Consider the following 26,262-nt stretch of genomic DNA (forward strand, 5'->3'; position numbering starts at 1 on the left):
CACTCCTTTGACTTGATGCTATACATTTATCATAACATGCTGTTGCGGTGCATATGACGATTGATATAATGAAGGAAATGGAAATAAGGAGAGTTTGCATGAAGAAATCAGTGTGGCTGGTGCCAGTGATCCTGCTTGTCATGGCGGCAGGGGCTTATCTGCTCATCGCTTCCGGATTTTTCCAAAAGTCTGAAGAGGAGACTGTGGAGCGTTTCACGGAAGCGTTTGAGAACGGTGATTATGAGGCGATTTATCCGCTTCTGACGAAAGAAGCCAAAGACAATTATGGGAAAAAGGAAGTCAGCGGCAGAACAGCTGATATCTATGAATCCCTGAAAGTCGAAAATGTGAAATTGAAGGCGCTTGAAGCTAAGGATACTGAAAAGGAGGGCGTCAAGTCACATGTGGGGACGCTCGTAATTGAAAGTACATATGGAAACTTGGAACGCGGGTTTGATATCCCGTTAGCCTACAATGAAGATGAGAATGATTGGTTTATAGACTGGTCTCCAAACATGATCATTCCAGGGCTTGATGATGGTGAAGTGGCAATGGCGTTCACAGCTGGAGAACGCGGTGAAATATTGGCCAGTTCCGGCACGCCCCTTGCATCAAATGGCATAAAGGAGACGGTCGGCTATGTTGCCGGTGAGACGGACGAAGAGAAGATAATGGAAGCGTCGGATGTCCTCGACATGGACGAGACAGCATTGACGGACGTCACGGAGCAGGGATGGATAGAAGAAGGCCAATTTGTTCCGCTTAAAGATGCACACCGCTTCAATAAAGAAGAAAAAGAAGCATTCGATTCCTATGGGTTATCCGTCCAGGAGTATCCCTCGAGGGAATATGCGTTGGATGAAGCGGCATTCCATCTCATCGGGTATGTGGGGCCTGTAACAGCGGAAGATGTTGAAGAGAATGAAGGGTATAGAACGGGCGACATGATCGGCAAGAGGGGGCTCGAGCAGCTTTACGAAGAACAGCTCAAGCCAAAAAGGGGCTACACCATTTCGATAGTCGATGATGCAGGCAATACAGTTGAGACATTATTCGACGAAAAGGCGAAAGATGGAGAAGATATCACACTCACCATAGATGAAACCTTGCAGTCGACAGTATATAGTAAACTATCTTCAGATTCCGGTGCGAGTGTTGCAGTGGACCCTGAGAATGGTGATATTTTATCTGCAGTAAGCTACCCGGCTCCGAGCCCATATGATTTCATGTTCGGGATATCCGCTTCAGATTATGAGAAGCTCGAGACGGATGAAGACCAGCCGCTGCTCAATAAGTTCAACCGGGCAGCCTCCCCTGGATCGACCCAAAAGCTGCTCACTGCACTGATTGCCATGAACACAGAGGGGTTCAATCCAGACGACAGCATGGAAATCAATGGGAAGGGTTGGCAGAAAGATGCTTCATGGGGCGGTTATGAAGTGAACCGCTATCATGTGATGAACGAATCCTTCGATCTGAAGAAGGCTCTGACGTACTCCGACAACATCTATATGGCACGGACTGCACTTGAAATCGGCTCCGATCGCTTCATTGAAGGCATGAAAGATCTCGGCATCGGCCACGAATATGATACAGATTATCCAATCTATACAAGTCAGGTCTCCAATGATGGTACGATCGATAGTGATATTCTTCTTGCAGATACAAGCTACGGGCAGGGGGAACTGTTGATTTCTCCAATCCAGATTGCAACCATCTATGCAGGAGTGATTAACGGAGGAGATATTCACATACCGCATGTTCTGGCAGACTCCGAGACGGAGACGCTTGCTGAAGATATTGCGCCACAGGAGGACCTCGACTATCTGGAATCGGCGATGCGTGATGTGGTCACGTTGAACCACCCTGATGATGCAGAACGTGATTATGCCCAATTTGCCGGTAAGACTGGCACGAGTGAAAATAAGGCTTCTCAGGATGCAAGAGGAGAGGAGACTGGCTGGTTCATCGGTTACGATCAGAATGAGAAGGATAGGATGCTCAGTTTATATGTAGAAGAAGTGGAAGATAGGGGCATGAGTGAATATACCGCGAAGAAATTCGCTGAAATATATGATGAATTGAGAGGACAGTAGATAAAGTGTACTATAGAGCCTTCTTTAATCCCAAATCCGGGCTTAAAGAAGGCTTGTTTTCATCAAAGGCATAAAAAAAACCCCATCTCATTTGAGATGGGGTTTCCATTAACGAACCTAAACTACTAAAATATTACTTAAAATATTATTAAAGTTTAACGATGTTAACAGCTTGTGGTCCACGCTGACCTTCTTCAATGCTGAATTCTACTGCTTGACCTTCGTCAAGTGTTTTGTAGCCTTCGCCTTCGATGTTGGAGAAGTGAGCGAATACGTCGTCTCCGCCTTCAACTTCGATGAAACCGAAACCTTTGTCTGCATTGAACCATTTAACTGTACCTTGTGTCATATAAATGACCTCCAAATAAAAAATTTAATAATATCTTAAGTGCGAAAACATAAAAAAATTCACACATTACAAAGAGTACCGGCTAAAATCACGATTACTATTTGTAACATGTGAATTAGATACTGAGTTGTACTTATAAGACTTATTAAGGTAACTATACATCATAAAAACGATATTGTCTATAGTGAAGGGTTACTTATTTAAAAAAAGATTTGGCCCTCCCGATCAGGAGGGCCTGGAACCTTACTTTTTATTTACTGAAGCATCATAGATTGTATCTACAGCATCCTTCAGCTTTTTATCGAATTCTTCGTCAGATTGGTTGACATTGAGGTCTGCTGCCAAAGCGCGGGAGAAACTTGCAATCAAGCCATCGTTTTCACGGAGCTTTTCATTGGCTTCATCCCTTGAATAGCCACCTGACAACGCTACGACCCGAACCACCTTGTCGTGGTCGATGAGTGGCTTGTATGCGTTGGCCTTTGTAGGGATGGAAAGTTTGAGCATCACTTCCTGACCATCTTGGAGCTGATCAAGGTGCTTTTCAATTTCTTTCCTCAATATCTCTTCGGATTGTTCCTTATTGTCGCTGTAGACGTTCACTTCCGGTTCGATGATCGGCATCAGACCGGCATTGAGAATCTTATGGGCGACTTCAAACTGCTGTTCGACGACTTCTTTGATGCCTTGTGCATTCGGCTCAAGTATATTTGAGCGCATCTTCGTGCCGAAGATGTTGCGTTCGTTGGCACGCTTCAGCAAGTCGTCGAGTTCTGGCATTGGCTTCATGAGCTGGACACCATCTTTTTCGTCAGCCAATCCCTTGTCCACTTTGAGGAATGGGACGATGCCTTTCTCTGCAAGATAATCAGCTGTATACTTGCCTTCAATTTCCCGGTCCATAGTCTGCTCGAACAGGATGGCCCCCAGAATCTGATCAGAATTGAAGGAAGGGGAAGTGATGATGCGCGTACGCATTTCATGTACAAGGTCGAACATTTCAGCTTTATTGGAATAAGCATCCTCCTGCACGCCATATGCGAGCAGTGCTTTTGGTGTACTGCCGCCACTCTGGTCGAGTGCTGCGATGAAGCCTTTTCCATCTCTTACTTTTTCGAGCTGCTGTTGATTCATGAATTCCACTCCTTTTATTTTTCGTGTTCTTTATACTATTCCCAAAAACGGGAAGTGTATAACGTATTTCACTATACATCATAATTCTGTATCATAAATGGTATCTAGTCAAACATTATCGTTCCCTTTGGGCGGAGGATTTTTGGGCGTGCAAAAGTGGAAACGATGGAGTAGGGTGTTTACTGTATATGAGAAATGACTTTACGGGAGCATACTGGAAGGAGAGGTCTGATGAAGACGAAAGTTTTTGCGCATAGAGGTGCGATGGGCGACTACCCAGAGAATACATTGCTTGCCTTTAAAAAGGCACTGGACGCAGGTTGTGATGGTCTGGAAATCGACGTCCATTTGAGCAGGGACGGGGAAGTCGTGGTCATACATGACGAGGATATCGCACGTACAACCGATGGGGAGGGGGCAGTACGCGATATGACATTGGAATCGCTCAGGAAGGTGAGTGCCGGTGTTACGTTTTCCGACTATAAATACTATGATCGTGAAGTATGGAAAAGGGAAAAAATTCCTGCCTTGAATGAAGTGCTCGCGCTGTCGGAGGCATACAATGTGGAATTGAACATCGAATTGAAGACGGATGTCATACAATATGAAGGAATTGAAAGAAGAGTGTTTGATATCGTCGAAGCGTATGGATGCCAAGAGAAAGCGATCTATTCATCATTTAATCTATCGAGTCTTGCACGCATGAAAATGATTCACCCAGACGCCCGGCTTGCGTGGTTGACGAAAAAAGTGCCGGAACGCCCGGAGGATTTTATGGAGGATCATTCACTCGAAGCCCTCCATATCAGTTGGAAGGCGATACTTGAGCAACCAGAACGGATAAGTGGGATCGGAGAAAGGATAAGGGCGTGGACGGTCAATGATTGGGAAACGGCGGCACACCTTATCGGACATGGTGTGGGGACGTTGGTGACGGACTATCCAAAAGAAATGAAGGAGATACTCTGGAATGTAGAAAAGTAGGACCGAGTCCTACTTTTTTAAGTCGCCAAGCATATCCACCATCAGTTTTTGCAGGGGCAGTCTGCCGAGCAGAGCCCACTTCGGGAGATGGGACAATCCAAGTTGCCTTTGATGTGTATACATATAGATATTTGCCGGAAAAACGGCCCATAAAAATGCCTGCATGGCGGTCAAGTGCTTATTCCTGACTTTACCGCCCAACATCAATATGCCGAAAATGACTTCAAGAACACCTGTAAAGTAGGCGATGAAAGTTTTGAACGGTATGACAGCGGGGACAATTCCGGCGAATTTCCCGGGCTTCAGGAAATGGATGATACCTGCTGTAAAAAATATGATGCCCATTATAATCCTCTTCATGGTGTTGCTCCTTTACTGTATGGTTTCCATCATTATACGCCTGTTGCGTCGGCATTGTAAATTCGATGGCTGTGAACAGGTTGAAGCGAGGGAAATATAGAAGGTATAAGCGGCTCCTCCACGGCTTTTTGGAAGCGGTTTACAGGAGGTATTAAAAAAAGTCATATAAAATTCAAATAATCTATTTACACTTGCCAACCATGTGGTATAATTTCCTAAAATAAAGGACGAGGGGTTACGCAGATGGAAGCAAATTTGGTAGATTTCATGATACAGATGATGGCATTGGTTACAGCAGGGGGATTCTGTTATTTCGTATACAAATTGAATAATGATGGGTCAGGAAAAGGCACAGAATAGCATCACCCCCTTCAGAGCAGAAGCTCTGAAGGGGGTTTTATATCTGTAGAAGAATGATGCCGGTAAGGATCATGAGGGCACCTGCAATACGTCTCTTATCTAGAGCATGGGGCGGTATGCCGAACAATCCGAAATGATCGATGAGGAGGCCGGTCAGCATCTGACCAAAAATGACGCTCATCAAGGTCAAAGTCGTACCAAGGTGGGGCATGAGGATGATATTGGTCGTGATATACACGGCACCGAGCGCTCCTCCGATAAAGTGCCAGGCACGCAACCGCGCACCTTCCTGATTCGTGAGGGCCACTTTAAGATGTCCGGCACTGAGGAGGGACAGCAAGAGAAGGGCCAAAGTACCTACGGCGAATGAGATTAATGACGCCATATAGAAGGAACCGACTTCATACCTCAGCAGGCTGTTGACCGCCGTCTGCACCGGAGGGATCGAGCCCGTCATCAATCCAAAGAAGAGCCATATATTCGAAGGGCTGTCGTCATGTCTCGCTGATTTCCTTTTATAGTTCATGAAAATGATGCCCATAATCATGATGGCGATGCCGGCAATGCGCCTGATGTCGAGTGGCTGAAGCGGTGCATCGAACCAGCCGAATGTATCGATTAAGAGGCTGATGATCATTTGTCCTGCAACCGTCATGATCACTGTAAGTGCCGCTCCGATCCTCGGCAATAGGATCATATTACCAGTCAGGTAGACGACACCCATCAGGCCGCCGAGGAACCATATATATGAGAAGTCATGTGACGATAGGAAAGCGAATGAGAGTTTACCCGGATTCATGACGGCATTGAGGCCGATCAGCAGCAATGTACCTGTCAAAAATGAATAGAACGAAGCCATTATAAGGGAGTGTGTGAAGTGCGACAGGCGATTGTTTACAGAAGTCTGCACAGGAATGAGCATACCGGCTAATATGCCAAGGATCAGCAACAGGACCAAAGGAAGTCCCCCTTTTCAAAAAGTCATCGCCAAATGATATCATAAATATGTAAAGATTCGGGGAAATCTGGTAGTCTTGAGCCAACAAGTTGTAAATTTATAGTGAATACATATTAAAGGAGCTAAAAAAATGGATGTTTTGAGTGCAATCAAAAACAGGCGCAGTACACCGAAGTTGAAAGAGACGCCGGTGGATCCAAAGAAGATCGAAAAGATATTGGAGGCTGCGGTCTGGGCGCCGAACCATCATATGACGGAACCCTGGAAATTTTTTGTGCTCAGCGGGGAGGGCAGAAGACCGTTCTCCCGTGTTTTGAAGGAAGTGGCGAAAGGGCGTGTCGACGATCCAGAATCAGAGAGCGGGCAAAAGCGCATTGAAAAAATCAGCAGAAAACCATTCGCTGCACCGACCGTGATCGTAGTCGCACTGTCTCCAAGCGGTAAGGAAAAGGCGATATATATAGAAGATGTCTGTGCTGTTGCCGCTGCTTCACAAAATATGCTGCTTGCGGCCCATAGTCTGGAACTCGGCGCAATATGGCGCAGTGGGCCGATCTACAATACACCTGGCGTCAAAGAATACTTCAATTTGAGGGAAGATGAAGAGATACTTGGTGTCATCTTTATAGGGGAGCCTGAAGTGGAGAAGAAGGCAACCCGCACACCGTACGAAGAGAAGACCACATGGATCGACTCCGACCAGTGATGTTTGACGGCGATCTCTTGGATGATGATCATATAACCCTAAAAAGAGATGGAGCAGAAATATGAAGCGTATTTATGAAATGGTCCTGGAACGAAGCCTATTATTCATCATTTTGATAATCACCATCTCGATCTTCGGCATCTACACTTTTTTGACCGTTGAACAGCGGGAAATACCGGAGACTGAGGTTAATATCATCAATATCACTACCGCATGGCCGGGGGCCGATAAGCAGGATGTCGAAAACAACATCACCGAGGTCATCGAATCACGGATATTCAGTGTGGCGGGTGTGGAGGATGTCTCCTCCGTTTCGCAGGATGGTATATCAGTCCTTAACCTACAGCTGTCCGACTCGGCAGATGACGAATCCGCATTGAATGAAGTGAACAACCTTATGGGAAGCCTGGCTGGTAGTTTCCCTGAGAACGCGGCCGAACCCGAAGTTGAATCCATCAGCAATGCCTTCCCTCTGCTCAGCTACCAATTCCATAGCGGGGATATGGCGAACCTCTACGATGTAAGAGGCGATATAGAGAAGTTGAAGCGCGAAGTGGCCCAGATGGATGGCATCGATGGTGTGACCGTCAAAGGGTACACGGATACGGAATTTGAAATCGATTTGGATCGGGAAGCGATGGCGGCAGCCGAAGTGAACCCAAATCAGATATTGAGCGAAATCAATGCCTCCCTCAATCCGGTCATTCTCGGACAGGAAGAGAATGACGGCAACATCATCCGTCTATCCTTCGAAGATGGTACACCGCTTGAAGTGCTCAGACAGGTCAGAATCGGCACAGAAAGCACGCCGCTGACCGAAATCGCCAACATAGAAGAAACTATGGGCAATCCGGAGGACATAGTGGAATATGAAGGTGACAGGGCCGTATCCTTTACTGTCTTTTTGTCGAAGGGTCAGGATGTGCCTTCTGTATCAAAGGATGTAGAGGCGGTTGTCGACGAACGGGTATCTGAATTACCGGACACGGTTGATGTGACGACATTGTCTTCAGAACGCGAAAATGTAGAAAATATATTCGTCGGCCTCTACTTGTCCCTTGGCATCGCCCTGGTCGCAGTCATTTTGAGCACATCTTTGGGATTGTCACTGATCGGCTCAACCACTGTGATGGCTACCGTACTATTGTCGGTGGTCATCGGCATCATCCCGGTGCCATGGTTCGGTGTGGATCTGAACCAGATATCCATCATCGGGCTGATCATCGCGCTTGGTATACTGGTCGACGATTCGATTGTAGTGAACGATAATATCGAGCGCCGATTCACCTTGGGGGATGATCGGTTGGATGGTGTCTATAACGGCGTCAGGGAAGTGGCACCATCCGTCATCTCATCCACACTTGCCATCGTCTTCACATTTACACCGCTTCTATTGTTGTCTGGGGCCAACGGCGAGTTCATCAAAGCGCTCCCCAGCATATTGATCACCACAATGATCGTGTCCACAGTTTTGGCACTGACTTTCGTGCCGGCTGTACGCTATCTCCTTAACCGTAAAAAAGCACCCGCCCACCCGGGACTTTTGGGCCGGTTGTTTGCAAAGGGCGGAGACCTGTACGCCGATAAGATCCTCCCTGCAATCATCAAGCGCCCATTGATCACGTTTTTCGCAGTGCTTGTCATCGGCATACTATCAATTGGCCTTGTGCGTTTCACACCGTTCGAATTCTTTCCTGAAGCAGACCGCTCCGAAGTGACGGTCGACTTGATATTTGATGAGGAACAGACGATTGATCAGACACATGATGATGCAGATGAAGTCGTGGACTACATGACTGGGGAAATGCCGCACATAGAAGCGGTGTCGCTGTTCACCGGCACAGGCCTGCCGAACCTTTTCGGTGCTTCCCTTGACCAGTCCGGTGCGAATACAGCCCAGGTGGCGCTGGAAATAGACAAAGAACAGATCAGTGCCTCGGAAACGATCAACAAATATGAAAGCCAGCTGCGCGAGGCGTTTCCGGAAGCGACAATATTCATGGATACCATCGTTCAAGGCCCACCAGCCGGTGCACCGATTACAGTTGAAATCTATGAAGAGGATCTGGCGCTTTTGGCCGAGCAAGCCACTGACTTGAAGGCAACGCTTGAAGAAGAGGGGGCTCTTGTCACGACGAACCTCGGTGAATCTGTACCGACGATCAACTACAGCATCGATTACAAAGCGCTTGAAGAAGATGGGATATCCGTATCACAAGTCAAGAACGAACTGAATATGCTTTCCCAAGGCATCCCGGTACAAGACATCATCGTAGAAGGGGAAAAGCGGAGGACAACATTGAAATATTCGAATGCCTCTGAAATAGAAGATGTGGACATCATCAAGATGACGGGGGAGCAGCCTGAAACATTTCCGCTGACCGATTTCGTGGAAGTCGAGGAGACGGAAGACTATAAGTACATCCATCATCAAGATGGGGACCGGACAGTCGAATTGAAGGTCTATGCCGATGATGAAGCGGCCGCAGAAGACGCGATCAGCTCCTTCGGTGAGCAGCTTCCCGATTCAAGTGAGCTCATAGTCGGCGGTGAGACATCCGACCAGACCGACTTCTTCGTGGAAATCGGAATATTATTTGCGGTCATACTGGTACTGGTGTATCTGGTTATCGCCATTGAATTCAACTCGATCGTCATGCCCCTGATTATAGTGTTCAGTATATTCCTGGCCATCAGCGGCGGCATCATCGGTCTCTTTGTCACGCAGACACCAATTAGTTTCCTTGGTGTAATGGGGATGGTGTCACTATCCGGCATCGTCGTCAGGAACTCTGTCGTATTGCTTGATTTCATAGAAGCAAGGCGTAGGAGTGGCGCTTTCGCTATAGAAGATGCGATCTATGACAGCGGGCGGGCACGGTTCAAACCGATTGCGCTGACGACGCTTACGAGCATCATCGCCCTGACCCCGGTCGCACTCTCAGGCGATGTACTGTTTGTACCGCTGGCTGTAACCGTCATTGCAGGCATCGCATTCTCCACTGTGCTGTCATTGATCGCCACACCAAGCCTCTATTACCTCTATTATAAAGTGCGTTACAGAAAAGGTTGAAAAAACGCCGGATGACTTTTAGTCATCCGGCGTTTTGGCTTTTCATCCGCGTTTCTCGTGCGTGAAAACGATTGTAGTCCAAAGGTTCAAAGGCAACTCTTGAAGTCGTTCCTTGAGCTGATGGCGTATATCATCCATAGTTCTGATGTCGATTGGGCTGCCCCGGGGGACGACATAATCGACTTCTATATATAGCTTACTCCCCATTTTCTGGAGCCGCATATCATAGGAATCAAAAGAATAGGTGTTGCCGAGTTCAGAAACATGGCCGGCCACTTCTTGTGAAATGACATGTTCAGGCGCCATCTCAAGCAATTCCCTCAGTGCACCATACATTTCCGCCAGCGGTACCTTTATGAAATAGCCGGCCACCAACAGCACCATCAGTGGGTCCACAAACGGTACGATGAAATCAAGTGGTGTAAATGCAAGCCCCCATCCTACGATGAAACCGGCAAAGACACCGAGGCTGAGCAGTGCATCCATATGCCATTGGTTCATTTCCGCCGCAATCAATTCATTATTTTTGCCATGTTTCCTGAAATAGAAATAGGCAATGAAACACCCGACCGTAGAAATGAATGCATAGATAACCCCCGAGGACATGGCGACTTCATTTCCACCTGTAAACAAAGTGGCGAGTGCCTGGACAAGCGAAATGACGATCAGTACAAGGAGGCCGAAATATTTGATGACGATCGTCAATGGGATGAAGCTTTCCTTGCCGAAGGGAAACCGCTCTGGGTCTTCTTTTTTGATGAACCGCAGTGCGACCATGGAAATGAATGAAAGAATGACACTGATGAACGAGTAGTACCCGTCAAACTGTATCATCTGGCTCTTTGCGATGATACCCCACACGATACCGAGTACGGCAAAAGCGATGGCGCCAACAATCGATATGATGATGAGGCGTTCTGCATAATTTTGTTTCATATGTAGTCCTCCTTTCTTATATTCCTTCCCATTATACTACAAATACGGCTCGATTAGCACTGAACGTCTCTATAACAGGGCACCGCGCCTTTACGGTAGGCCCCAAGGATGTTGATGTATCTGCCGGCTTTCCCTACATCATTGAGGGCACGATTTAGTACATCACCCGTACCGGTCTCGACATCGATGAAGAAGCCGTAGGAGAACGGTTTATGCTGGATGGGCCTGGAAGTGAGGTTCAACAGGTTGATGCTGTGCGTGCTGAATATGTTCAGAATCTCATTTAGAGAGCCGGCACTATGATCCGTTTCGATATAGAGGGAAGTCTTGTCTCCACCGGCGTCCGTAATCCGTCCTTTCCTGAAAATCAGGAAGCGGGTTGTGTTTAGCGGATTGTCGCTGATGTTTTCGCTGATGATATGCATATTATAGAGTGCAGCGGCATGGGCTCCAGCTATGGCAGCCATAGTGTCGGCCCCGTCGTTCTTCACCATCTGTACCGCTTCTGCCGTATCAGAGTATTGATGGGGCTTCATTTTCGGATGGTCATTTAAGTAGCCATGGCACTGTTCCAGCGCCTCCGGATGCGAGTAGACATGCTGGACTTGTCCTACGTCCATCGGCACCTTGGAGATGAGGGCATGATCGATCTTAATGTATATTTCATCCACAGCACTAACCTCGAGATATTTCATAAGGTCGATCGTCCGCGTAATCGGGCCGCTGGTGGAATTTTCAACGGGTAGGGCAATGTAATCGACCACACCCCGCATCATGTCGTCGACAAGTGATTTGAAAGTTGCATACCCTTTAGTCGTGTAGGGCGCTTCGCCCATGAACGCCTTGCATGCAAGGGCACTGTAGGACCCTTCTGTACCTTGATATCCAATCAGCATAATAATCCACTCCTAATATGATAATAAAAAAACCATCCTATTCTCCTGTGCCAGGAAAATCCGGATGGTTTTGGTATGATGCACCCAGCCATACGGATCGCCCGATGGCCGAAAATGGAAATGCCCACTTCAAATAGCCACCTTGGATTCAGGGCGTCCACATCCGTGATGGCACATGGACGCTATCTAAAATGGCTGAAAAAGAAAACATTCGATTGATCTGATGTGTACATTTCCATAGGACACACTCGCTTCATCAATAATGCATCCATGTTACCAACCGGCTTACAAATTGTCAATATATTCAGTAAAATATTGACATCATCAGATTTAAATCAAATATAAATTGAAGAAGTCAGACGCACTCTGTGATAATATTAAATTGTCATTCTAGAATATGATGTAGTGCAATGTAACGAGGAGTGTTCATATGGAAAAAATGAGTATAGGTATATTATATGGCGGGCAGTCGACGGAACATGAGGTTTCCATGCGTTCTGCTGCGAGCGTACTGGAAGCCTTGGATAAAACGAAGTACGATGTCAGCCTGATCCACATCACGAAAGAAGGCGAGTGGCTGCTCGCCGACCACAATAAGGGAATTGAAACACTGGTGGACGGTGAGAATGCTGTACAGTTATCCATCCTGCCGTCACAGCAGTTCACTTCACAAAATGGTCCTTGCCATTTTGATGTCATGCTGCCGATACTGCATGGTACTGCAGGGGAAGATGGCATTGTGCAGGGTGTGCTTGAAATGATGGGGATACCGTATGCAGGGTGCAACGTGAGGAGTTCCGCTGTGTGCATGGATAAGGATATGACGAAGCGCCTGCTGAAATTGGAAGGCATCCAAGTTGCAGACTGGGTGGTGTATCGATATGATGAAAAAGAAGATGTCGATTTCGATATCGCAAAAGAACAGCTGGGTCTGCCGATGTTCGTCAAACCGGTAAACCAGGGATCATCAGTCGGGGTGTCGAAAGTGACCGATAAAGCATCATTTGACGAAGCAGTCGCTCTGGCTTTCCAATTCGATACGAAAGTGATGGCTGAAAGTGCGGTCAACGGCCGGGAAATCGAAGTGTCCGTTTTGGGTAATGCGGAACTGACAGCGTCGGTACCAGGTGAAATTGTTGCAAACACCGACTTCTATTCATACGAGTCGAAGTATGAGGATGAGGACGGGGCAGCCCTTGAAATACCGGCGAAACTGCCGCTCCAGACATCTGATGCGATAAGACGGACAGCACTTGATGTATACCGGGCATTGGATTGTGAAGGGATGGCGCGTGTCGATGTCTTCCTGACCGACCAGGACGCGGTCATCGTCAACGAAGTGAACACGCTGCCCGGTTTCACAAGCATCAGCATGTATCCTAAGCTACTTGAAGCTTCAGGCATTGCCTATCCGGAATTGCTGGATCAGCTGATCAGCCTGGCCCGTGAACGGTCTTCAAGGGAAAAGGCATTGAAGACGGATTTGACGTAATCTCGGAATGGTATATGAATATCAATCACAACATTAAAACAGGATTGGGGATGGGAAAAGTGAAGAAGCAATTGGCGGAGAGATTGATGCGGTATGCGAAAATTGATACGCAGTCGGACGCTTCAAGTAAAAGTGTGCCTTCTACAGCTAAACAGTGGGAACTGATCAGGCTGTTGGAGACAGAATTGCAGGAGATGGGGATGCACGAGGTCGAGGTGGATGACAATGGCTACCTGATGGCGACTTTGCCGGCTAATGTAGAAGGTGCACCTGTAATCGGCTTTTTGGCCCATGTGGATACGGCGACAGATTTCACCGGCCAAAATGTCAATCCGCAACTTGTCGATTATCAAGGTGGGGACATCGTCCTGAATGAAGCAAAAGATATCGTCCTGTCCGTGTCCGAGTTTCCGGAGCTCGAAAATTACATAGGGCATCAACTGATGACCACTGATGGAACAACGTTGCTTGGTGCGGACAACAAGGCTGGAATTGCAGAAATCATGACTGCCATGGAGCATCTCATCAAACATCCTGAAATCGAACATGGCACCATAAGGGTCGCATTTACACCAGATGAGGAAATTGGACGGGGCCCCCGTGATTTTGATGTCGAGCGGTTCGGTGCAGACTTCGCCTATACAGTGGACGGCGGTCCATTGGGCGAGCTTCAATATGAGAGTTTCAACGCAGCATCTGCCGTCGTTACATTCACCGGCAACAGTGTACACCCTGGTACAGCGAAGGACAAGATGGTGAATGCGGGGCGCATGGCAGCAGAATTCATCACTCGCTTCGATCCAGAAGATACGCCTGAACATACGGAAGGCTACGAAGGCTTTTTCCATCTCACCAATGTCACCGGTGATGTTGAAGAAACAACAGCGTCCTATATCATCCGGGATTTCGATGCGGCGCGCTTCGAGGAACGGAAAAAGGAAATGAAATCCCATGTAGAAGCGCTCCGGGCCCAGTACGGGGAGGACCGTGTACATTTGGATATGGCGGACCAATACTATAATATGCGGGATAAGATCGAGCCGCGTATGGAAATCGTAGACTTTGCCAGAGAAGCTATGGAATCGTTGGATATCGAACCGGTCATCCAGCCAGTAAGGGGTGGGACGGACGGTTCACAACTCTCGTATAAAGGTCTGCCCACACCGAATATATTCACCGGTGGCGAGAATTTCCACGGAAAATTCGAATATATCTCCACTGACAATATGGTAAAAGCTGCGTCTGTGATCGTCGAAATCAGCAGGAATGCCGCTTTACAAAAGTAACGTTGCGCTGTAGAATATCTTGATAATGATAAGTACTTTTGCCGCCAGGCAGAAGTACTATTTTATGTTTTAGAAATGAAAGAGGGATAAATAATGGCTAATGAACAGCACCCCAGTTCAACAATCAAGCGGCTGCCATTGATGGCTGTCCTTGTCTCAGGTGCTTTTGCTGCGATATTGAACCAGACGCTTTTAGCCACTGCTATCCCACCGATTATGGAGGACCTAAACATAGAGGCCGATCTGGCCCAGTGGCTGCAGTCGATATTCATGCTGGTCAACGGTATCATGATTCCAGTCACAGCATTCCTGATCAATAAATTTACGACACGGGCACTTTTCTTTACGGCGATGGGACTGTTCGGTATCGGTACACTGGTTGCCGGCCTCTCCCCAAACTTCGGAGTGCTGCTGATGGGCCGCGTGCTGCAGGCATCTGGTGCCGGGATCATCATGCCATTGATGCAGACCATCATCTTCCTGATCTATCCGCTGGAAAAAAGAGGGCAGGCCATGGGCATATTCGGACTTGTCATCGGCTTTGCACCGGCCATCGGTCCGACGCTTTCGGGCTGGTTTGTGGAACAGTACCCTTGGCGCGGATTATTCTTCATCATCCTGCCGATCGTCATAATCGACTTGGTTGTGGCATACTTCATACTTAAAAACGTTACGGAACGGACAAATCCGAAACTGGACGTGCCGTCGATCATCCTGTCGACATTCGGATTCGGCGGCTTGCTCTACGGCTTCAGCATCGCTGGAGGTGCGGGATGGACGAGTGCGCCGGTACTTCTGTCAATCGGCTTTGGCGCCATAATCCTATATCTGTTCATCAAACGCCAGCAGAAGCTGGAGCAGCCGATCCTTGAATTCAGGGTGTTCAGGAATAAGATTTTTGCCCTGACCACAGCACTTGGCATGATCGTCTTCATGTCAATGATTGGTGGGGCGGTCATTCTGCCGATACTCATGCAGGACATGATGGGCTTCACAGCATTTGAATCCGGATTGATGCTCTTGCCGGGTGCCTTGATCATGGGAGGGATGAGTCCTGTCACCGGCAGGCTGTTCGATAAATTCGGCGCCCGCTGGCTGGCGATCATCGGCTTATCGCTCGTAACCTTGGGATCGCTCCTATTCACCTTCATCCGGCCGGAGACATCATTCTTCTACTTGACGACAGTCAACGCATTCAGGATGCTCGGTGTCTCGATGGTGATGATGCCTTCCACCACGGCAGGCTTGAATCAGCTCTCTTCGAGACTGATTCCACACGGCACCGCCATGAACAACACGATGCGCCAGATTGCGGGTGCGGTGGGGACTGCCTTGCTTGTATCCATCATGACGAATACGCAAGTGCCATCTGAAGGTATGCAGGGCATGATCCAAGGGGTGAACTACGCGTTCATGTTCGCGACGTTCCTCTCAATAGTCGGACTGATTCTGTCATTCAGGTTGAAGAGTCCAAAAGCATGACGATGAAAAAGGCTAGCCCCATTGGGGGCTGGCCTTTTTTAATCCTCTTCTATTGGACGTGCTTTTGTTATGCCGTCTTCCAGGATTTCATCCGTGGTGACCCGCTTAAGCATAAAGGATAGGCCAAGTGCCACCAGAAGCATCAATGTGGCGATCAGGAAGGCAAAATTTATGCCGTCCAGCATGGCCTGATTGATGACGGCGTCGTCAGTTGAGGAAACACCTTGCAGTTTTGCATTCATCCTGTTCTGCATGACGGTGATCAAAAGTGCTGTACCGATGGCACCAGATACCTGGTTCAACATGCTGTTGATGGAAGAGCCGTGCGGTGTCAGTTTGGGTGTCAGCTGGTTCATCCCGTTGGTCATCACCGGTGTCATGACGAGCGTCATGCCGAATGCCCGGATCGAGTAGAGCATGATCAGAAAGCCATAGCTGGTGTCGAAGGTCAGCCGGCTGAAGAAGTAGGTGGTTACGACGGTCAGGAGGAGACCGGTGATTGCGAGCCGCTTCGGCCCGAACATGTCGAAGAGCTTACCAGAGGCTGGGCTCATAAATCCCATGATCAGGGCGCCCGGCAATAACAGGAGTCCTGTATCGATCGGCGATATCCCCTGGATGTCTTGGAGGTAGATGGGCATGAGGATCATGCCTGAGAACAGTGCCATATTCATTGTGCCGATGAGGATGGAGGATAGGGTGAACATCGGAAACTTGTAGACTGAAAAATCGAGCATCGGCTGTGCCATATGGGTCTGTTTACGTACATAAAGGAAAATGCTGATGAATCCGATAACGAGCGTGATGATGACGTCGGGACGCGTCCACCCACCATTTCCCGCTGAACTGAAGCAATATAGTATGCCGCCAAAACCAAGCGTGGATAGGATGACTGAAGGAATATTGATCTTTATGGCATCTTTAGTTTCTGTTTTAGGGAGTTTGAACCATCCGATTGTAAGGACGATCAGCAATACTGGAACCATCATGAAGAACAGCATATGCCAGGAATAGCTTTGGACGATAAATCCCGATAGTGTGGGCCCGATGGCCGGCGCAAAAAACATGACCAGGCTGAACAAGCCCATGGCCGTTCCGCGGCGGGCAGGCGGAAAGCTCGTGATCATGACGGTCATCAGCAGCGGCATCAATATTGCTGAGCCTGAAGCCTGGATCATCCGGCCAATTAACAGGACATAGAATTCGGGCGATAGTCCGGCCACGAGTGTACCTGTCAGGAAAAGCAGCATGGCAGCCAGGAAAAGTGTTTTGGAACTGAAGCGCTGCATCAGGAAAGCGGTGGTCGGAATGACAATGCCACTGACAAGCATATAGGCCGTGGACACCCACTGCACAGTGGAGGTCGTGATATCAAAGTCATTTTTAATGGACGGCAAGGCGACATTCAGAAAAGTGTTGGAAAGCAGTGCGACGAAAGCACCGGACAATAGTATGAAAATCAAACGGTAATCCGGTTTCTGTTGTATGTTTTGTTTCATGGAATCCCTCTATTTCTCTAAAATCAATAGTCCTATTATATTCCGATTTACGAAATAAGCAAGGGATTCCACTCGCTATAATCTGTTGTCGATGGTGATGTAGATATAGAAGCCGATCGTAATGCCGAGCAGCAGTGAAACGGGTATGGCAAAACTTCCGAATGACGGTGCCAGTGAGGTGATCAGCCAGTAGATTGCCAATGTAATGATGCCCATCAGAATGAGGTTGAGCAGAAAACGTGTCACTATATAAATCTCCTTCAAGTTTATTTGGATTAGATCCCCATCATGGAGTTCTGGAGGTGAGGAGAGGATATGGAAATTCATCCACACTATCGATTATATAGGAAAAAACGATGAATTCAATCAGCTTGCAGCACCAGCTTCTGGATGAAGGAAATTCGCATCATTGATTTGAATCCCGCCTTTCATTTGATAAGAAACCACTTGGAATAAATACCCCTAAAGGGTATAATAAAAGTGAAATGAATACAAGGAGTGATTAGAATGACGGATCATAAGGATAACAGCGCATCACACGATCATCATGACGCCCATCATTCACATGATCATGGAGGACATGACCACGGAGGACACGACCACGGAGATATGGTGGGCGAATTCCGCAGGAAATTTTTCATAATACTTGTCGTGACGATTCCTATCGTACTGCTGTCACCGATGATACAGGGGTTCATGGGGGTCGACTGGCGCTTTCCGGGAGACATGTATATCGTAGCCGCGCTTTCGACATTCGTCTATTTCTATGGAGGTTGGCCTTTCATCAAAGGCGCCGTGGACGAACTTAAAGGAAAAGAACCAGGCATGATGACGCTGATCGGAATGGCGATTTCCATTGCATTCTTCTACAGCATGGCAGTTGTCTTCGGGTTCAACGGGGAACAGATATTCTGGGAGCTGGCGACGCTGGTTCTGATCATGCTGCTTGGCCATTGGATAGAAATGCGCTCCATCAGCAACGCATCACAGGCGTTGGAATCGCTGGCCTCACTGATGCCGAACACCGCAAACCGCATTTCTGCTGACGATGAGGTGGAAGAAGTCGCGGTGGATGATCTGCAGACTGGCGATCTGCTGCTTGTCAGACCTGGCGAGAAGATACCCCTGGACGGTAAAATCGTTAAAGGGACTTCCCAAGTGGACGAATCAATGCTTACAGGAGAGTCCGTACCGACTGAAAAGACAACTGATGATGAAGTGATTGGCGGATCCATCAATAAAGAAGGCTCCCTTACGATCGAAGTGGAAAAGCTGATGGATGACTCCTACCTGAATCAAGTGATTGAAATGGTGAAGGCGTCGCAGGCCTCGAAGTCGAGGACGCAGGATATTACGAACCGGGCCGCCAAGTGGCTGTTCTATATCGCATTGGCAGCTGGCATCATTACATTCTTCGTATGGATCAGTATCGGAGCAAGCATTGATACTTCAATCCAAAGGATGGTTACCGTGATGGTCATCACATGTCCGCACGCCCTAGGGCTCGCGGCACCGTTGGTCATCTCAGTATCCACCGCCCTGTCGGCTAAACATGGGCTGCTTATACGCAACAGGCCACAGTTTGAACAGTCACGGAACATCGATGCTGTAATATTCGATAAGACGGGTACACTGACCGAAGGTGAATTCGGGGTCACCGATGTTCAGACATTCGGCGACATGGATGAAGATGCGATGCTGAGCTTCGCGGCAACTGTGGAAAATGATTCGGAGCATCCCATTGCCCGAGGCATAATCGACGAAGCAGACAGACGCTCACTGGAACTGTATAAAATGAAGGATTTCAATTCCATAACGGGTGTAGGAATTGAAGGGACGATCGACGACAAAAATGTGAAGGTCGTGAGCCCCGGATATGTCAAGGAACAGAAGATGGAATTTGATGATGATAATTTCAATACTTGGTCAAGCCAAGGGAAGACTGTGGTGTTCCTGGTCATCGACGAATCGTTGGCAGGTGCCATCGCTCTAGCCGACAAGATAAAGGAAAGTGCAAAAGAGACGATCGACCAATTGCACAAGCGTAATATAAAAGCCATGATGCTCACCGGAGATAACCAAAAAGTGGCGGATTATGTAGCCCAGCAGATTGGCATAGATGAAGTCTATGCGGAAGTGCTGCCGGATGAAAAAGCCAAGAAGGTGGCGGAAATAAAAGAACGTGGATTGGTCGTCGCAATGACGGGGGACGGCATCAATGATGCACCGGCGTTAACTGAAGCTGACGTCGGCATTGCGGTAGGCGCAGGTACCGATATCGCAATGGATAGTGCAGACATTATACTGGTTGAGAGTAATCCAAAAGATATTCTGGGTATATTCAGCCTATCTAAGAAAACCTTCAACAAAATGGTCCAGAACTTGGTATGGGCGACAGGCTACAACGTATTTGCGATTCCGTTGGCAGCTGGGGTGCTCGCGCCATGGGGCATTGTGCTGAGTCCTGCTGTTGGTGCGATATTGATGAGTTTGAGTACAATCATCGTCGCCATCAACGCCCAGCTCCTGCATCGCTTTGAAATGGAATGATGCACCGTGTTGGATATAAAGAAAGCGTCCATCCTGAAAGGATGGACGCTTTATCAATCAGTGGCACTTTACTTGGACTCAGGTGAAGCCAGTTCGCTTTCGACAACCCATTTATGGTTCTCGACTTCCTCATCGGTATCGGTGGTTGTAAAGTCGACCATGTATACGGTCGTCTGCTTAGCCGAATCGATTGTGGCTTCAGCACCTTTCATACCGACCATATGCTGTGCATTCATGACGACCTCATCACCTGGTTCAAGCGGTGCATCACCCGGGTCTTCCAGTTCTTCATGGATCACCCATTTATGGTCTTCAACCTTATCCCCACCATTTGTAGGGATGTATGAAACTGTGTAGACCGTCGTATCGAAGGCACCCGAGATGGTTGCTTCAGCACCATCCATGCCTGACATATGATCAGCCTGGATGATGGCAGTGCTGCCCACTTCAAATTTTGGATCATCTGCTTCCTCTAAATCATCAGGTACTTCTCCTGTGCTGGACATCTCATCTGCAGAATGCTCCATGCCGCTACTTTCTTCAGACTGTGGTTCAGTTGTCTGTACTTCGTCGCTGCTTGTATCAGCCGCTTCACCGCAGGCAGTCAACGTAAGGGCGGTGAAGATGGATAGGAAGCCCAATGAAATTTTGTGCTTTAACATGCAATCCCTCCGAATATATTGATCTAATATACCTTACCCGCGTATTTCGCATTTTATGTGCTTTTTTCAAAAAAAGAAAATGGAACCCCGGGCGGCACAAATTACCTTAGCTTTTGATATATTATGGCTAAGGGCATAAATCGAATGGAGGGTATGAAATGATGCATGGTTATGGCATGGGCGGATTTTTCGGTTTGGGTCTTTTCGATCTGATTGTCATCATTGCGCTCTTCCTCATATTGATCTGGGTCATTAAGGGGAACAATAGAAACAATGATCGGCAGCCAGAAGATCGCGCGTTAGGCATACTGAACGAACGTCTTGCCAAAGGTGAAATTTCAGAAGAAGAGTATGAGCGTTTAAGAGAGAAAATTGGAAATTAACGGCAAAAAACATCCGGGTGCCCTCTGTATGAAGCATCCGGATGTTTTTGTATGAGCCCGCAGTCTGAGTGTAATGTACGTTGCATCAAGACGTCCGGCCCCAGCTAAATGTCACGGCTCATCAATACGGTCTTCAGTATATGGCCATCGAAATCATCGTCATATTCCTTGACCATCCTGAATCCTTTGGTGTCGTAGAATCGTCTGCCGATCATATTTTCTTTTTCCACTTCGACATAGATGGTGGTCATATCTTCAATCTGTTCCACCCCGTGTTCCAGCAATAGAGTGCCGATTCCTTTATTCTGGGCGTCCGGATGCAGATAGATGGCGTTGAGCATGGTCTTTCCGTCTGCGTCAGGTGGAGTGAATTCGGCAAAGCCGATCACACGCCCGTCCTCTTCAGCTGCGAACATATGGGATTGGGTGAGTTTATGGTGCATCATGTCTGTGCTGTAGGCCAGGTCTAGAAAACGGTTCTGGATATCGAGCGGGATGATTCCTTCATATACAGCATGCCAGCTGGCGGTGGCCGTCTCCTGTACAGCTTCAATATCTGAACTCGTCATTTCACGAATCTTTGGGTTCATGGTGTCCCCTCCATATCTGATGTTTTATTCCGCTCAGGTAAAGTCAGTGCAGCGGAAGGCGCTGCTTACATGCGTCCTTTCATCATACCATGCCAGTACATGGCCGGCAGGCCGTATTTCTTCATGATATACATGCTCCTTCTTTCTTTAGCCTGGTTGAAGGGAAAGGTTTCGGAAGGGACATTATCATATTTGAATTCCGCCATGACAAGTGAGCCATAACCTGTGACCAGGGGACATGAAGTGTAGCCATCATACCGCCTCCATGGCGCATTGCCCTTGATCAGGGCATGCAGGTTGGAGACGACTACAGGAGCCTGCTTTCTGATGGCCGCTCCTGTCTTTGAAGTCGGCAGGTTGGAGGCGTCTCCCAGGCTGAATATATTTTTGAACTTCTTATGCTGGAGCGTAGAGGCGTCTACATCGACCCAACCCGCTCCATCGGCAATCGCGCTGCCTTTGATGAAGTCGGGTGCACTCATGTAGGGCACGACATGAATCATATCATAGTCCAGTGTCTCGGTTTCTCCGGTCTCCACGTGTTTGAATGTGGCTTTTTTGTTGGGGCCATCAATTTTGACAAGATCTTTTTTAAAACCAGTCCGGATGTCCCGTCGCTCTATTACCGCATCCAAGGTCCTGCTGTACTTTTCAACGGGGAAGATGGAGGGGTTGGCTGACCTGAACATCACTTCAGAGTCATCGCGTATACCTGTCCTCCGGAAGGCATCTTCCGCAAGATACATGATTTTTTGGGGTGCCCCTCCACATTTGATGGGGGAGGCCGGGTGGGTAAAGAGGGCGCGCCCTCCTTTGAAGTTGCTGATCATTTCCCATGTGTATTGGACATGCTCATAGGAATAGTTGCTGCATATTCCGTATTTTCCAAGCCCATCTGCCAATCCTTCAATTTTATCCCAGTCAAGCTGAAGCCCCGGACAGACTACAAGATAGTTATAGTGCACTTCAGTGCCCGATTCCGTTTTAACGGTTTGTCCATAGGGATCGATTTCACTGGCAGGTGTCTTGTACCATCTGACGCCTTTAGGAATCAGGGTGGCTTCCTTGCGTCCAGTCTCTTCCTTCGTCACTTCACCCCCACCGACCAGTGTCCATAGAGGCTGATAATAGTGATCTTCTGCAGGGTCCATGATTGCGATATCCAGAGTATGCGACAGCCGTTTTAAGCGGGCAGCCATTGTAATGCCGGCCGTGCCCCCACCGATGATTAGAATTTGATGATGTTCCATAACAAGTCCCTCCAAAATATAATGAGTATCTGAAGACTGTAATTGAGAACGTTTACTTAGAAACATTATCTCCTGTGCGGAGTAAAAATGCAATCCAACTGAAAAATGGAAAATTCGAGATGTTTATATGAATAAAACAGCAGTGAACGGGTATGTAATGTATAGATGACAAAAACACAAAATGGAGGTTCAACATCAATGGCTAAAGAACTACTACTTTTTGAATTGAACACTGTACGTGACTGGACTATGAGCGTATTTGATAAAATTAACGAAGAAGATATGCACCATATCCCTGAAGGCTTCAACAACAGCCTGCATTGGCAGTTCGGACATGTCGCAACGATGATGGAAATGGTTACGGCTGCTGTCACGGATAAAAATACAGATACGCATAAAAAGTATGCAAAGTATTTCGGAACAGGGACAAGTCCTGATGACTTCGACGATGATACACCAGATACCAAAGAGATCGAAGCATTACTGCGCGGTCACATGGCACGTCTTGAAGATGTAGAAGAAGAAGTGCTTCAGGAGGATCTTCCACGCGAGTTCATGGGCATGACCAAGCGTTATGAACAGGTTGGATTTGTTGCACTCCATGAAGCGATGCACGTAGGTAAAATGCAGGAGATGAAGCGTGTACTGGACAACAGGGGCGTATCCTAAAATAGTCCAATAAGATATTGAAGGGCCGACATCCATTTGGATGCCGGTCTTTTTTGTCTGATGGTATCAGAGGTTCAGAAGATAAAAAAAGCCGGCCTTAAAAGGCCGGTGTGCAAATATTATTTTCCGAGTTTATCTATAACTGCCTGGGCAGCAGCTTCAGCTGAAGCTGGATTTTGTCCTGTGATGAATTGGCCATCTTTTACGACATGTTCCTCCATTGCTTCCCCAACTACGAATCCTGCGCCGTTTTCCTCCAACTTGGATTGGAGTGCAAAGGGCATATCGTCGTAGAGTTTCATGGCTTTCTCTTCTTCATTTGTGAAACCTGTGAGTTTGACGCCATCGACCACATATTTGCCATCTTTAGTCTTGGCATCTGCAAATGCTGCAGGGCCGTGGCAGACTGCTGCAATCGTGCGGCCGTCATCTTTGAAGAACGCAAGGATATTCTGAATATCCGCCTGCCCAGGGAAGTCGTACATTGTGCCGTGCCCTCCGGCGAAGAAGATTGCATCGTAGCCTTCATAGACCATGTCCTTGACACGTTTAGTGTCCTGAAGCAGTTTGATGATGTCTTTCTCGTTCTCGTCCTGTCCATCTTCCAGGGAATTTGGATCGAGCGGTACTGCGCCACCTTTTGGAGATGCGAAATCCACTCTATAGCCTGCTCCCTGGAAGACATGATACGGTTCAGCCGCTTCGCTCAGCCATAGTCCTGTCGGTCTGCTGTCGTCGTTGTTTATCGTCCCATGGTTGGTCACGATGATCAATACTGATTTACTCATAATGATATCCTCTCCTTTCTATTTGATTTACCCTTATCATGTTATACTTAATCTTAAATGGAAACTAGAGTTTGAAATGGGTCCATTTATCAATCATATCTTCGTATGGGGGTAAAGAAATGAAAGTCGATTTTGGCAATGTAGCGGACAATTACCTTAAGTATAGAAATGATATCCCAGAACGTCTGATACCTGAATTGGAAATGCGTGAAGTCGCCATTTCAGGCAGCAAAGTGGCAGAGCTTGGAGCGGGTCCCGGTCTACTCAGCAAAATGCTCAGCGCACGAGGCGCCGTGATCGATGCTGTGGAGCCTTCCCCTGAACTGATTGAAGCTGGACGGAAACATATTGGAGATGAGCTGGAAGTCGTCTTCAGGGAAGGGTATGCTGAAGATACGGGATTGATCGAAGAAAACTACGATATCGTTACAGTCATGCGCGCCTGGCATTGGTTCGACCGGGAAGCGACGATTAAGGAAGTGCAACGAATCCTGAAGCCCGGTGGGTATCTGATCATCATGGATTCAGGGTTCACCTCCGCATCCAAAATCGTCAAAGAATCGATGAAGACGATACAGAACTACTCGCCAGATAGACAAATCCGGCCAGCAGGCACAAAAGACAATACGACTCAGATGATCAACAGTTTTCCGGTTGAGTGGTTTGAGGAATGGAAAACTTCACGTTTTGACCTGATGGAATTGTTCAAGATTGATTACGATGTAAAGTTCACCAATGAAGAGTGGATCGGCAGACTGTCCTCTGTATCTTGGGTGGCAGGCATGAAGGAGAAGCAGCGGAAGAACACATTGGCGCGGGTAGCCTCATACCTGGAAGAACACTTCCCTGATACGGTACACACGATTCCCCATATACTCAGTGTCGCCATACTAAAGAATAAAAATATAAAAAATGACTGATGAATGCATCGCTTTTGTTTTATGGATGATAGCAGGGAGGGAAAGGCATGTGGCAGGTTAGATCGTTTGAGGAATTGGATGTCGCGACACTGGAGGAGATATACCGCTTGAGGACTTCCGTGTTCGTCGTCGAACAGGAATGCCCCTATCAGGAAGTGGATGGCAGAGATCCGGAATGCACCCATATCTATAAGAAGGATGAATCGGGCATCGCAGCCTATTTGAGGATTGTGCCGGGGAAACCGATTGCGATCGGTCGGGTCATCGTCAGGAAAGACCATAGGAAAAAAGGGCTCGGTAAAGCGTTGATGGAACAGGCGATGCACTATGTAGGAAAGGTGCACCCAGGTGAGAAGGTCTATCTGCATGGCCAGGCCCACTTGGAAAGGTTCTATCAGCAGTTCGGCTTCAAGAAGACTTCGGAAGTGCATCTGGAAGATGGCATCCCCCATATCGATATGACGTACCAGACGGATCAGGCATAAGGCCTGATCCGTTTTTATTATGCAAGTTGTGAATTCAATGCATAATTCCAATGGAAGAGGGGGAGTGTCCGCGAGGAAAATTCTTTTTTTCACGCTGCATAAATGTCCCTAAGATAATCTATATTCAGAAAATACCAGTTCAATGCATTTATCCGCAAAGAAACCGATTGCATATGCATAATGATTCAAATTAAGGCATAAGGTATCTATTAACGTAATATTAATGAAATTATATTACATATTTTTAAAATTTTATTAGAATTGTTTAAAAATTATCAATAGATTTATTTTGGTAAAAACATCACAATATACTTGATAAAGTACTGATATAATGGTATATTATATACATAAAGA

General features: G+C 47.5%; 24 protein-coding genes. 12 read left to right on the forward strand and 12 right to left on the reverse strand.

Annotated elements, in window-relative coordinates:
- Window positions 1-98 precede the first annotated feature (98 nt).
- Complete coding sequence (locus ACZ5LF_RS02680; protein WP_380569691.1) at window positions 99-2,096, forward strand: penicillin-binding transpeptidase domain-containing protein; 1,998 nt, start codon at window positions 99-101, stop codon at window positions 2,094-2,096.
- 148 nt (window positions 2,097-2,244) lie between these two features.
- Here the strand turns inward: ACZ5LF_RS02680 and ACZ5LF_RS02685 are convergent, their stop codons facing one another.
- Together ACZ5LF_RS02685 and ACZ5LF_RS02690 are read right to left on the reverse strand one after the other, a co-directional pair.
- Complete coding sequence (locus ACZ5LF_RS02685) at window positions 2,245-2,445, reverse strand: cold-shock protein (RefSeq protein WP_145288934.1); 201 nt, start codon at window positions 2,443-2,445, stop codon at window positions 2,245-2,247.
- A 243-nt stretch (window positions 2,446-2,688) separates the two neighbouring features.
- Complete coding sequence (locus ACZ5LF_RS02690) at window positions 2,689-3,579, reverse strand: fructose bisphosphate aldolase (protein WP_380569692.1); 891 nt, start codon at window positions 3,577-3,579, stop codon at window positions 2,689-2,691.
- Between the two features lie 231 nt (window positions 3,580-3,810).
- Between ACZ5LF_RS02690 and ACZ5LF_RS02695 the strand changes: the two genes are divergently transcribed.
- Complete coding sequence (locus tag ACZ5LF_RS02695) at window positions 3,811-4,563, forward strand: glycerophosphodiester phosphodiesterase (RefSeq protein WP_380569693.1); 753 nt, start codon at window positions 3,811-3,813, stop codon at window positions 4,561-4,563.
- 9 nt (window positions 4,564-4,572) lie between these two features.
- Here ACZ5LF_RS02695 and ACZ5LF_RS02700 read toward each other — a convergent pair whose 3' ends face one another.
- Window positions 4,573-4,923: a DoxX family protein gene (locus tag ACZ5LF_RS02700; protein WP_380569694.1), complete on the reverse strand. Its 351-nt coding sequence runs from the start codon at window positions 4,921-4,923 to the stop codon at window positions 4,573-4,575.
- A gap of 397 nt (window positions 4,924-5,320) precedes the next feature.
- Complete coding sequence (locus tag ACZ5LF_RS02705; RefSeq protein WP_380569695.1) at window positions 5,321-6,241, reverse strand: DMT family transporter; 921 nt, start codon at window positions 6,239-6,241, stop codon at window positions 5,321-5,323.
- A gap of 130 nt (window positions 6,242-6,371) precedes the next feature.
- On the opposite strand from ACZ5LF_RS02705, the gene ACZ5LF_RS02710 reads away from it, so the two are divergent.
- Window positions 6,372-6,947, forward strand: coding sequence for a nitroreductase family protein (locus ACZ5LF_RS02710; protein ID WP_380569696.1), 576 nt, complete (start codon window positions 6,372-6,374; stop codon window positions 6,945-6,947).
- Window positions 6,948-7,008: 61 nt separating this feature from the next.
- Window positions 7,009-10,020, forward strand: coding sequence for an efflux RND transporter permease subunit (locus ACZ5LF_RS02715; RefSeq protein WP_380709954.1), 3,012 nt, complete (start codon window positions 7,009-7,011; stop codon window positions 10,018-10,020).
- Window positions 10,021-10,062: 42 nt separating this feature from the next.
- Here ACZ5LF_RS02715 and ACZ5LF_RS02720 read toward each other — a convergent pair whose 3' ends face one another.
- Window positions 10,063-10,956, reverse strand: coding sequence for a cation diffusion facilitator family transporter (locus tag ACZ5LF_RS02720; protein ID WP_380569698.1), 894 nt, complete (start codon window positions 10,954-10,956; stop codon window positions 10,063-10,065).
- Between the two features lie 53 nt (window positions 10,957-11,009).
- Complete coding sequence (locus tag ACZ5LF_RS02725) at window positions 11,010-11,852, reverse strand: prephenate dehydratase (protein ID WP_380569699.1); 843 nt, start codon at window positions 11,850-11,852, stop codon at window positions 11,010-11,012.
- 430 nt (window positions 11,853-12,282) lie between these two features.
- Between ACZ5LF_RS02725 and ACZ5LF_RS02730 the strand changes: the two genes are divergently transcribed.
- The 3 genes from ACZ5LF_RS02730 (at window position 12,283) to ACZ5LF_RS02740 (ending at window position 16,112) form a co-directional block, all read left to right on the forward strand.
- Window positions 12,283-13,344 carry a D-alanine--D-alanine ligase family protein gene (locus ACZ5LF_RS02730; RefSeq protein WP_380569700.1) on the forward strand — a complete coding sequence of 354 codons (1,062 nt, stop codon included), beginning with the start codon at window positions 12,283-12,285 and terminating at the stop codon, window positions 13,342-13,344.
- A 59-nt stretch (window positions 13,345-13,403) separates the two neighbouring features.
- Window positions 13,404-14,630 (forward strand): peptidase T, encoded by a 1,227-nt coding sequence (gene pepT / locus ACZ5LF_RS02735; RefSeq protein ID WP_380569701.1) that lies wholly within the window; start codon window positions 13,404-13,406, stop codon window positions 14,628-14,630.
- Window positions 14,631-14,723: 93 nt separating this feature from the next.
- On the forward strand, window positions 14,724-16,112 hold the full coding sequence (locus ACZ5LF_RS02740; RefSeq protein ID WP_380569702.1) for an MDR family MFS transporter: 1,389 nt from the start codon (window positions 14,724-14,726) through the stop codon (window positions 16,110-16,112).
- Window positions 16,113-16,150: 38 nt separating this feature from the next.
- Here ACZ5LF_RS02740 and ACZ5LF_RS02745 read toward each other — a convergent pair whose 3' ends face one another.
- Together ACZ5LF_RS02745 and ACZ5LF_RS02750 are read right to left on the reverse strand one after the other, a co-directional pair.
- Window positions 16,151-17,611: an MDR family MFS transporter gene (locus tag ACZ5LF_RS02745; RefSeq protein WP_380569703.1), complete on the reverse strand. Its 1,461-nt coding sequence runs from the start codon at window positions 17,609-17,611 to the stop codon at window positions 16,151-16,153.
- A 75-nt stretch (window positions 17,612-17,686) separates the two neighbouring features.
- On the reverse strand, window positions 17,687-17,857 hold the full coding sequence (locus ACZ5LF_RS02750; RefSeq protein WP_380569704.1) for a hypothetical protein: 171 nt from the start codon (window positions 17,855-17,857) through the stop codon (window positions 17,687-17,689).
- A gap of 261 nt (window positions 17,858-18,118) precedes the next feature.
- Between ACZ5LF_RS02750 and ACZ5LF_RS02755 the strand changes: the two genes are divergently transcribed.
- Complete coding sequence (locus tag ACZ5LF_RS02755; protein ID WP_380569705.1) at window positions 18,119-20,161, forward strand: heavy metal translocating P-type ATPase; 2,043 nt, start codon at window positions 18,119-18,121, stop codon at window positions 20,159-20,161.
- A gap of 68 nt (window positions 20,162-20,229) precedes the next feature.
- Here ACZ5LF_RS02755 and ACZ5LF_RS02760 read toward each other — a convergent pair whose 3' ends face one another.
- A complete protein-coding gene (locus ACZ5LF_RS02760) occupies window positions 20,230-20,823 on the reverse strand; it encodes a YdhK family protein (protein ID WP_380569706.1) in 594 nt (197 codons plus the stop codon).
- A gap of 158 nt (window positions 20,824-20,981) precedes the next feature.
- On the opposite strand from ACZ5LF_RS02760, the gene ACZ5LF_RS02765 reads away from it, so the two are divergent.
- The gene (locus ACZ5LF_RS02765) at window positions 20,982-21,206 is read left to right on the forward strand and encodes an SHOCT domain-containing protein (RefSeq protein WP_380569707.1); all 225 of its coding nucleotides are present in this window, start codon (window positions 20,982-20,984) and stop codon (window positions 21,204-21,206) included.
- 104 nt (window positions 21,207-21,310) lie between these two features.
- Here the strand turns inward: ACZ5LF_RS02765 and ACZ5LF_RS02770 are convergent, their stop codons facing one another.
- Window positions 21,311-21,796, reverse strand: a complete 486-nt coding sequence (locus tag ACZ5LF_RS02770) for a GNAT family N-acetyltransferase (protein WP_380569708.1) — start codon at window positions 21,794-21,796, stop codon at window positions 21,311-21,313.
- A 65-nt stretch (window positions 21,797-21,861) separates the two neighbouring features.
- Window positions 21,862-23,046, reverse strand: coding sequence for an NAD(P)/FAD-dependent oxidoreductase (locus ACZ5LF_RS02775; protein WP_380569709.1), 1,185 nt, complete (start codon window positions 23,044-23,046; stop codon window positions 21,862-21,864).
- Window positions 23,047-23,244: 198 nt separating this feature from the next.
- Here ACZ5LF_RS02775 and ACZ5LF_RS02780 point away from each other — a divergent pair, with 198 nt between their 5' ends.
- Complete coding sequence (locus tag ACZ5LF_RS02780) at window positions 23,245-23,715, forward strand: DinB family protein (protein ID WP_380569710.1); 471 nt, start codon at window positions 23,245-23,247, stop codon at window positions 23,713-23,715.
- Window positions 23,716-23,834: 119 nt separating this feature from the next.
- Here ACZ5LF_RS02780 and ACZ5LF_RS02785 read toward each other — a convergent pair whose 3' ends face one another.
- Window positions 23,835-24,503 carry a type 1 glutamine amidotransferase domain-containing protein gene (locus tag ACZ5LF_RS02785; RefSeq protein ID WP_380569711.1) on the reverse strand — a complete coding sequence of 223 codons (669 nt, stop codon included), beginning with the start codon at window positions 24,501-24,503 and terminating at the stop codon, window positions 23,835-23,837.
- Window positions 24,504-24,622: 119 nt separating this feature from the next.
- Here ACZ5LF_RS02785 and ACZ5LF_RS02790 point away from each other — a divergent pair, with 119 nt between their 5' ends.
- Together ACZ5LF_RS02790 and ACZ5LF_RS02795 are read left to right on the forward strand one after the other, a co-directional pair.
- On the forward strand, window positions 24,623-25,423 hold the full coding sequence (locus tag ACZ5LF_RS02790) for a class I SAM-dependent methyltransferase (RefSeq protein ID WP_380569712.1): 801 nt from the start codon (window positions 24,623-24,625) through the stop codon (window positions 25,421-25,423).
- A 47-nt stretch (window positions 25,424-25,470) separates the two neighbouring features.
- Window positions 25,471-25,908, forward strand: coding sequence for a GNAT family N-acetyltransferase (locus tag ACZ5LF_RS02795; protein WP_380569713.1), 438 nt, complete (start codon window positions 25,471-25,473; stop codon window positions 25,906-25,908).
- Window positions 25,909-26,262: the final 354 nt, after the last annotated feature.

Source organism: Salinicoccus siamensis, from assembly GCF_055391965.1.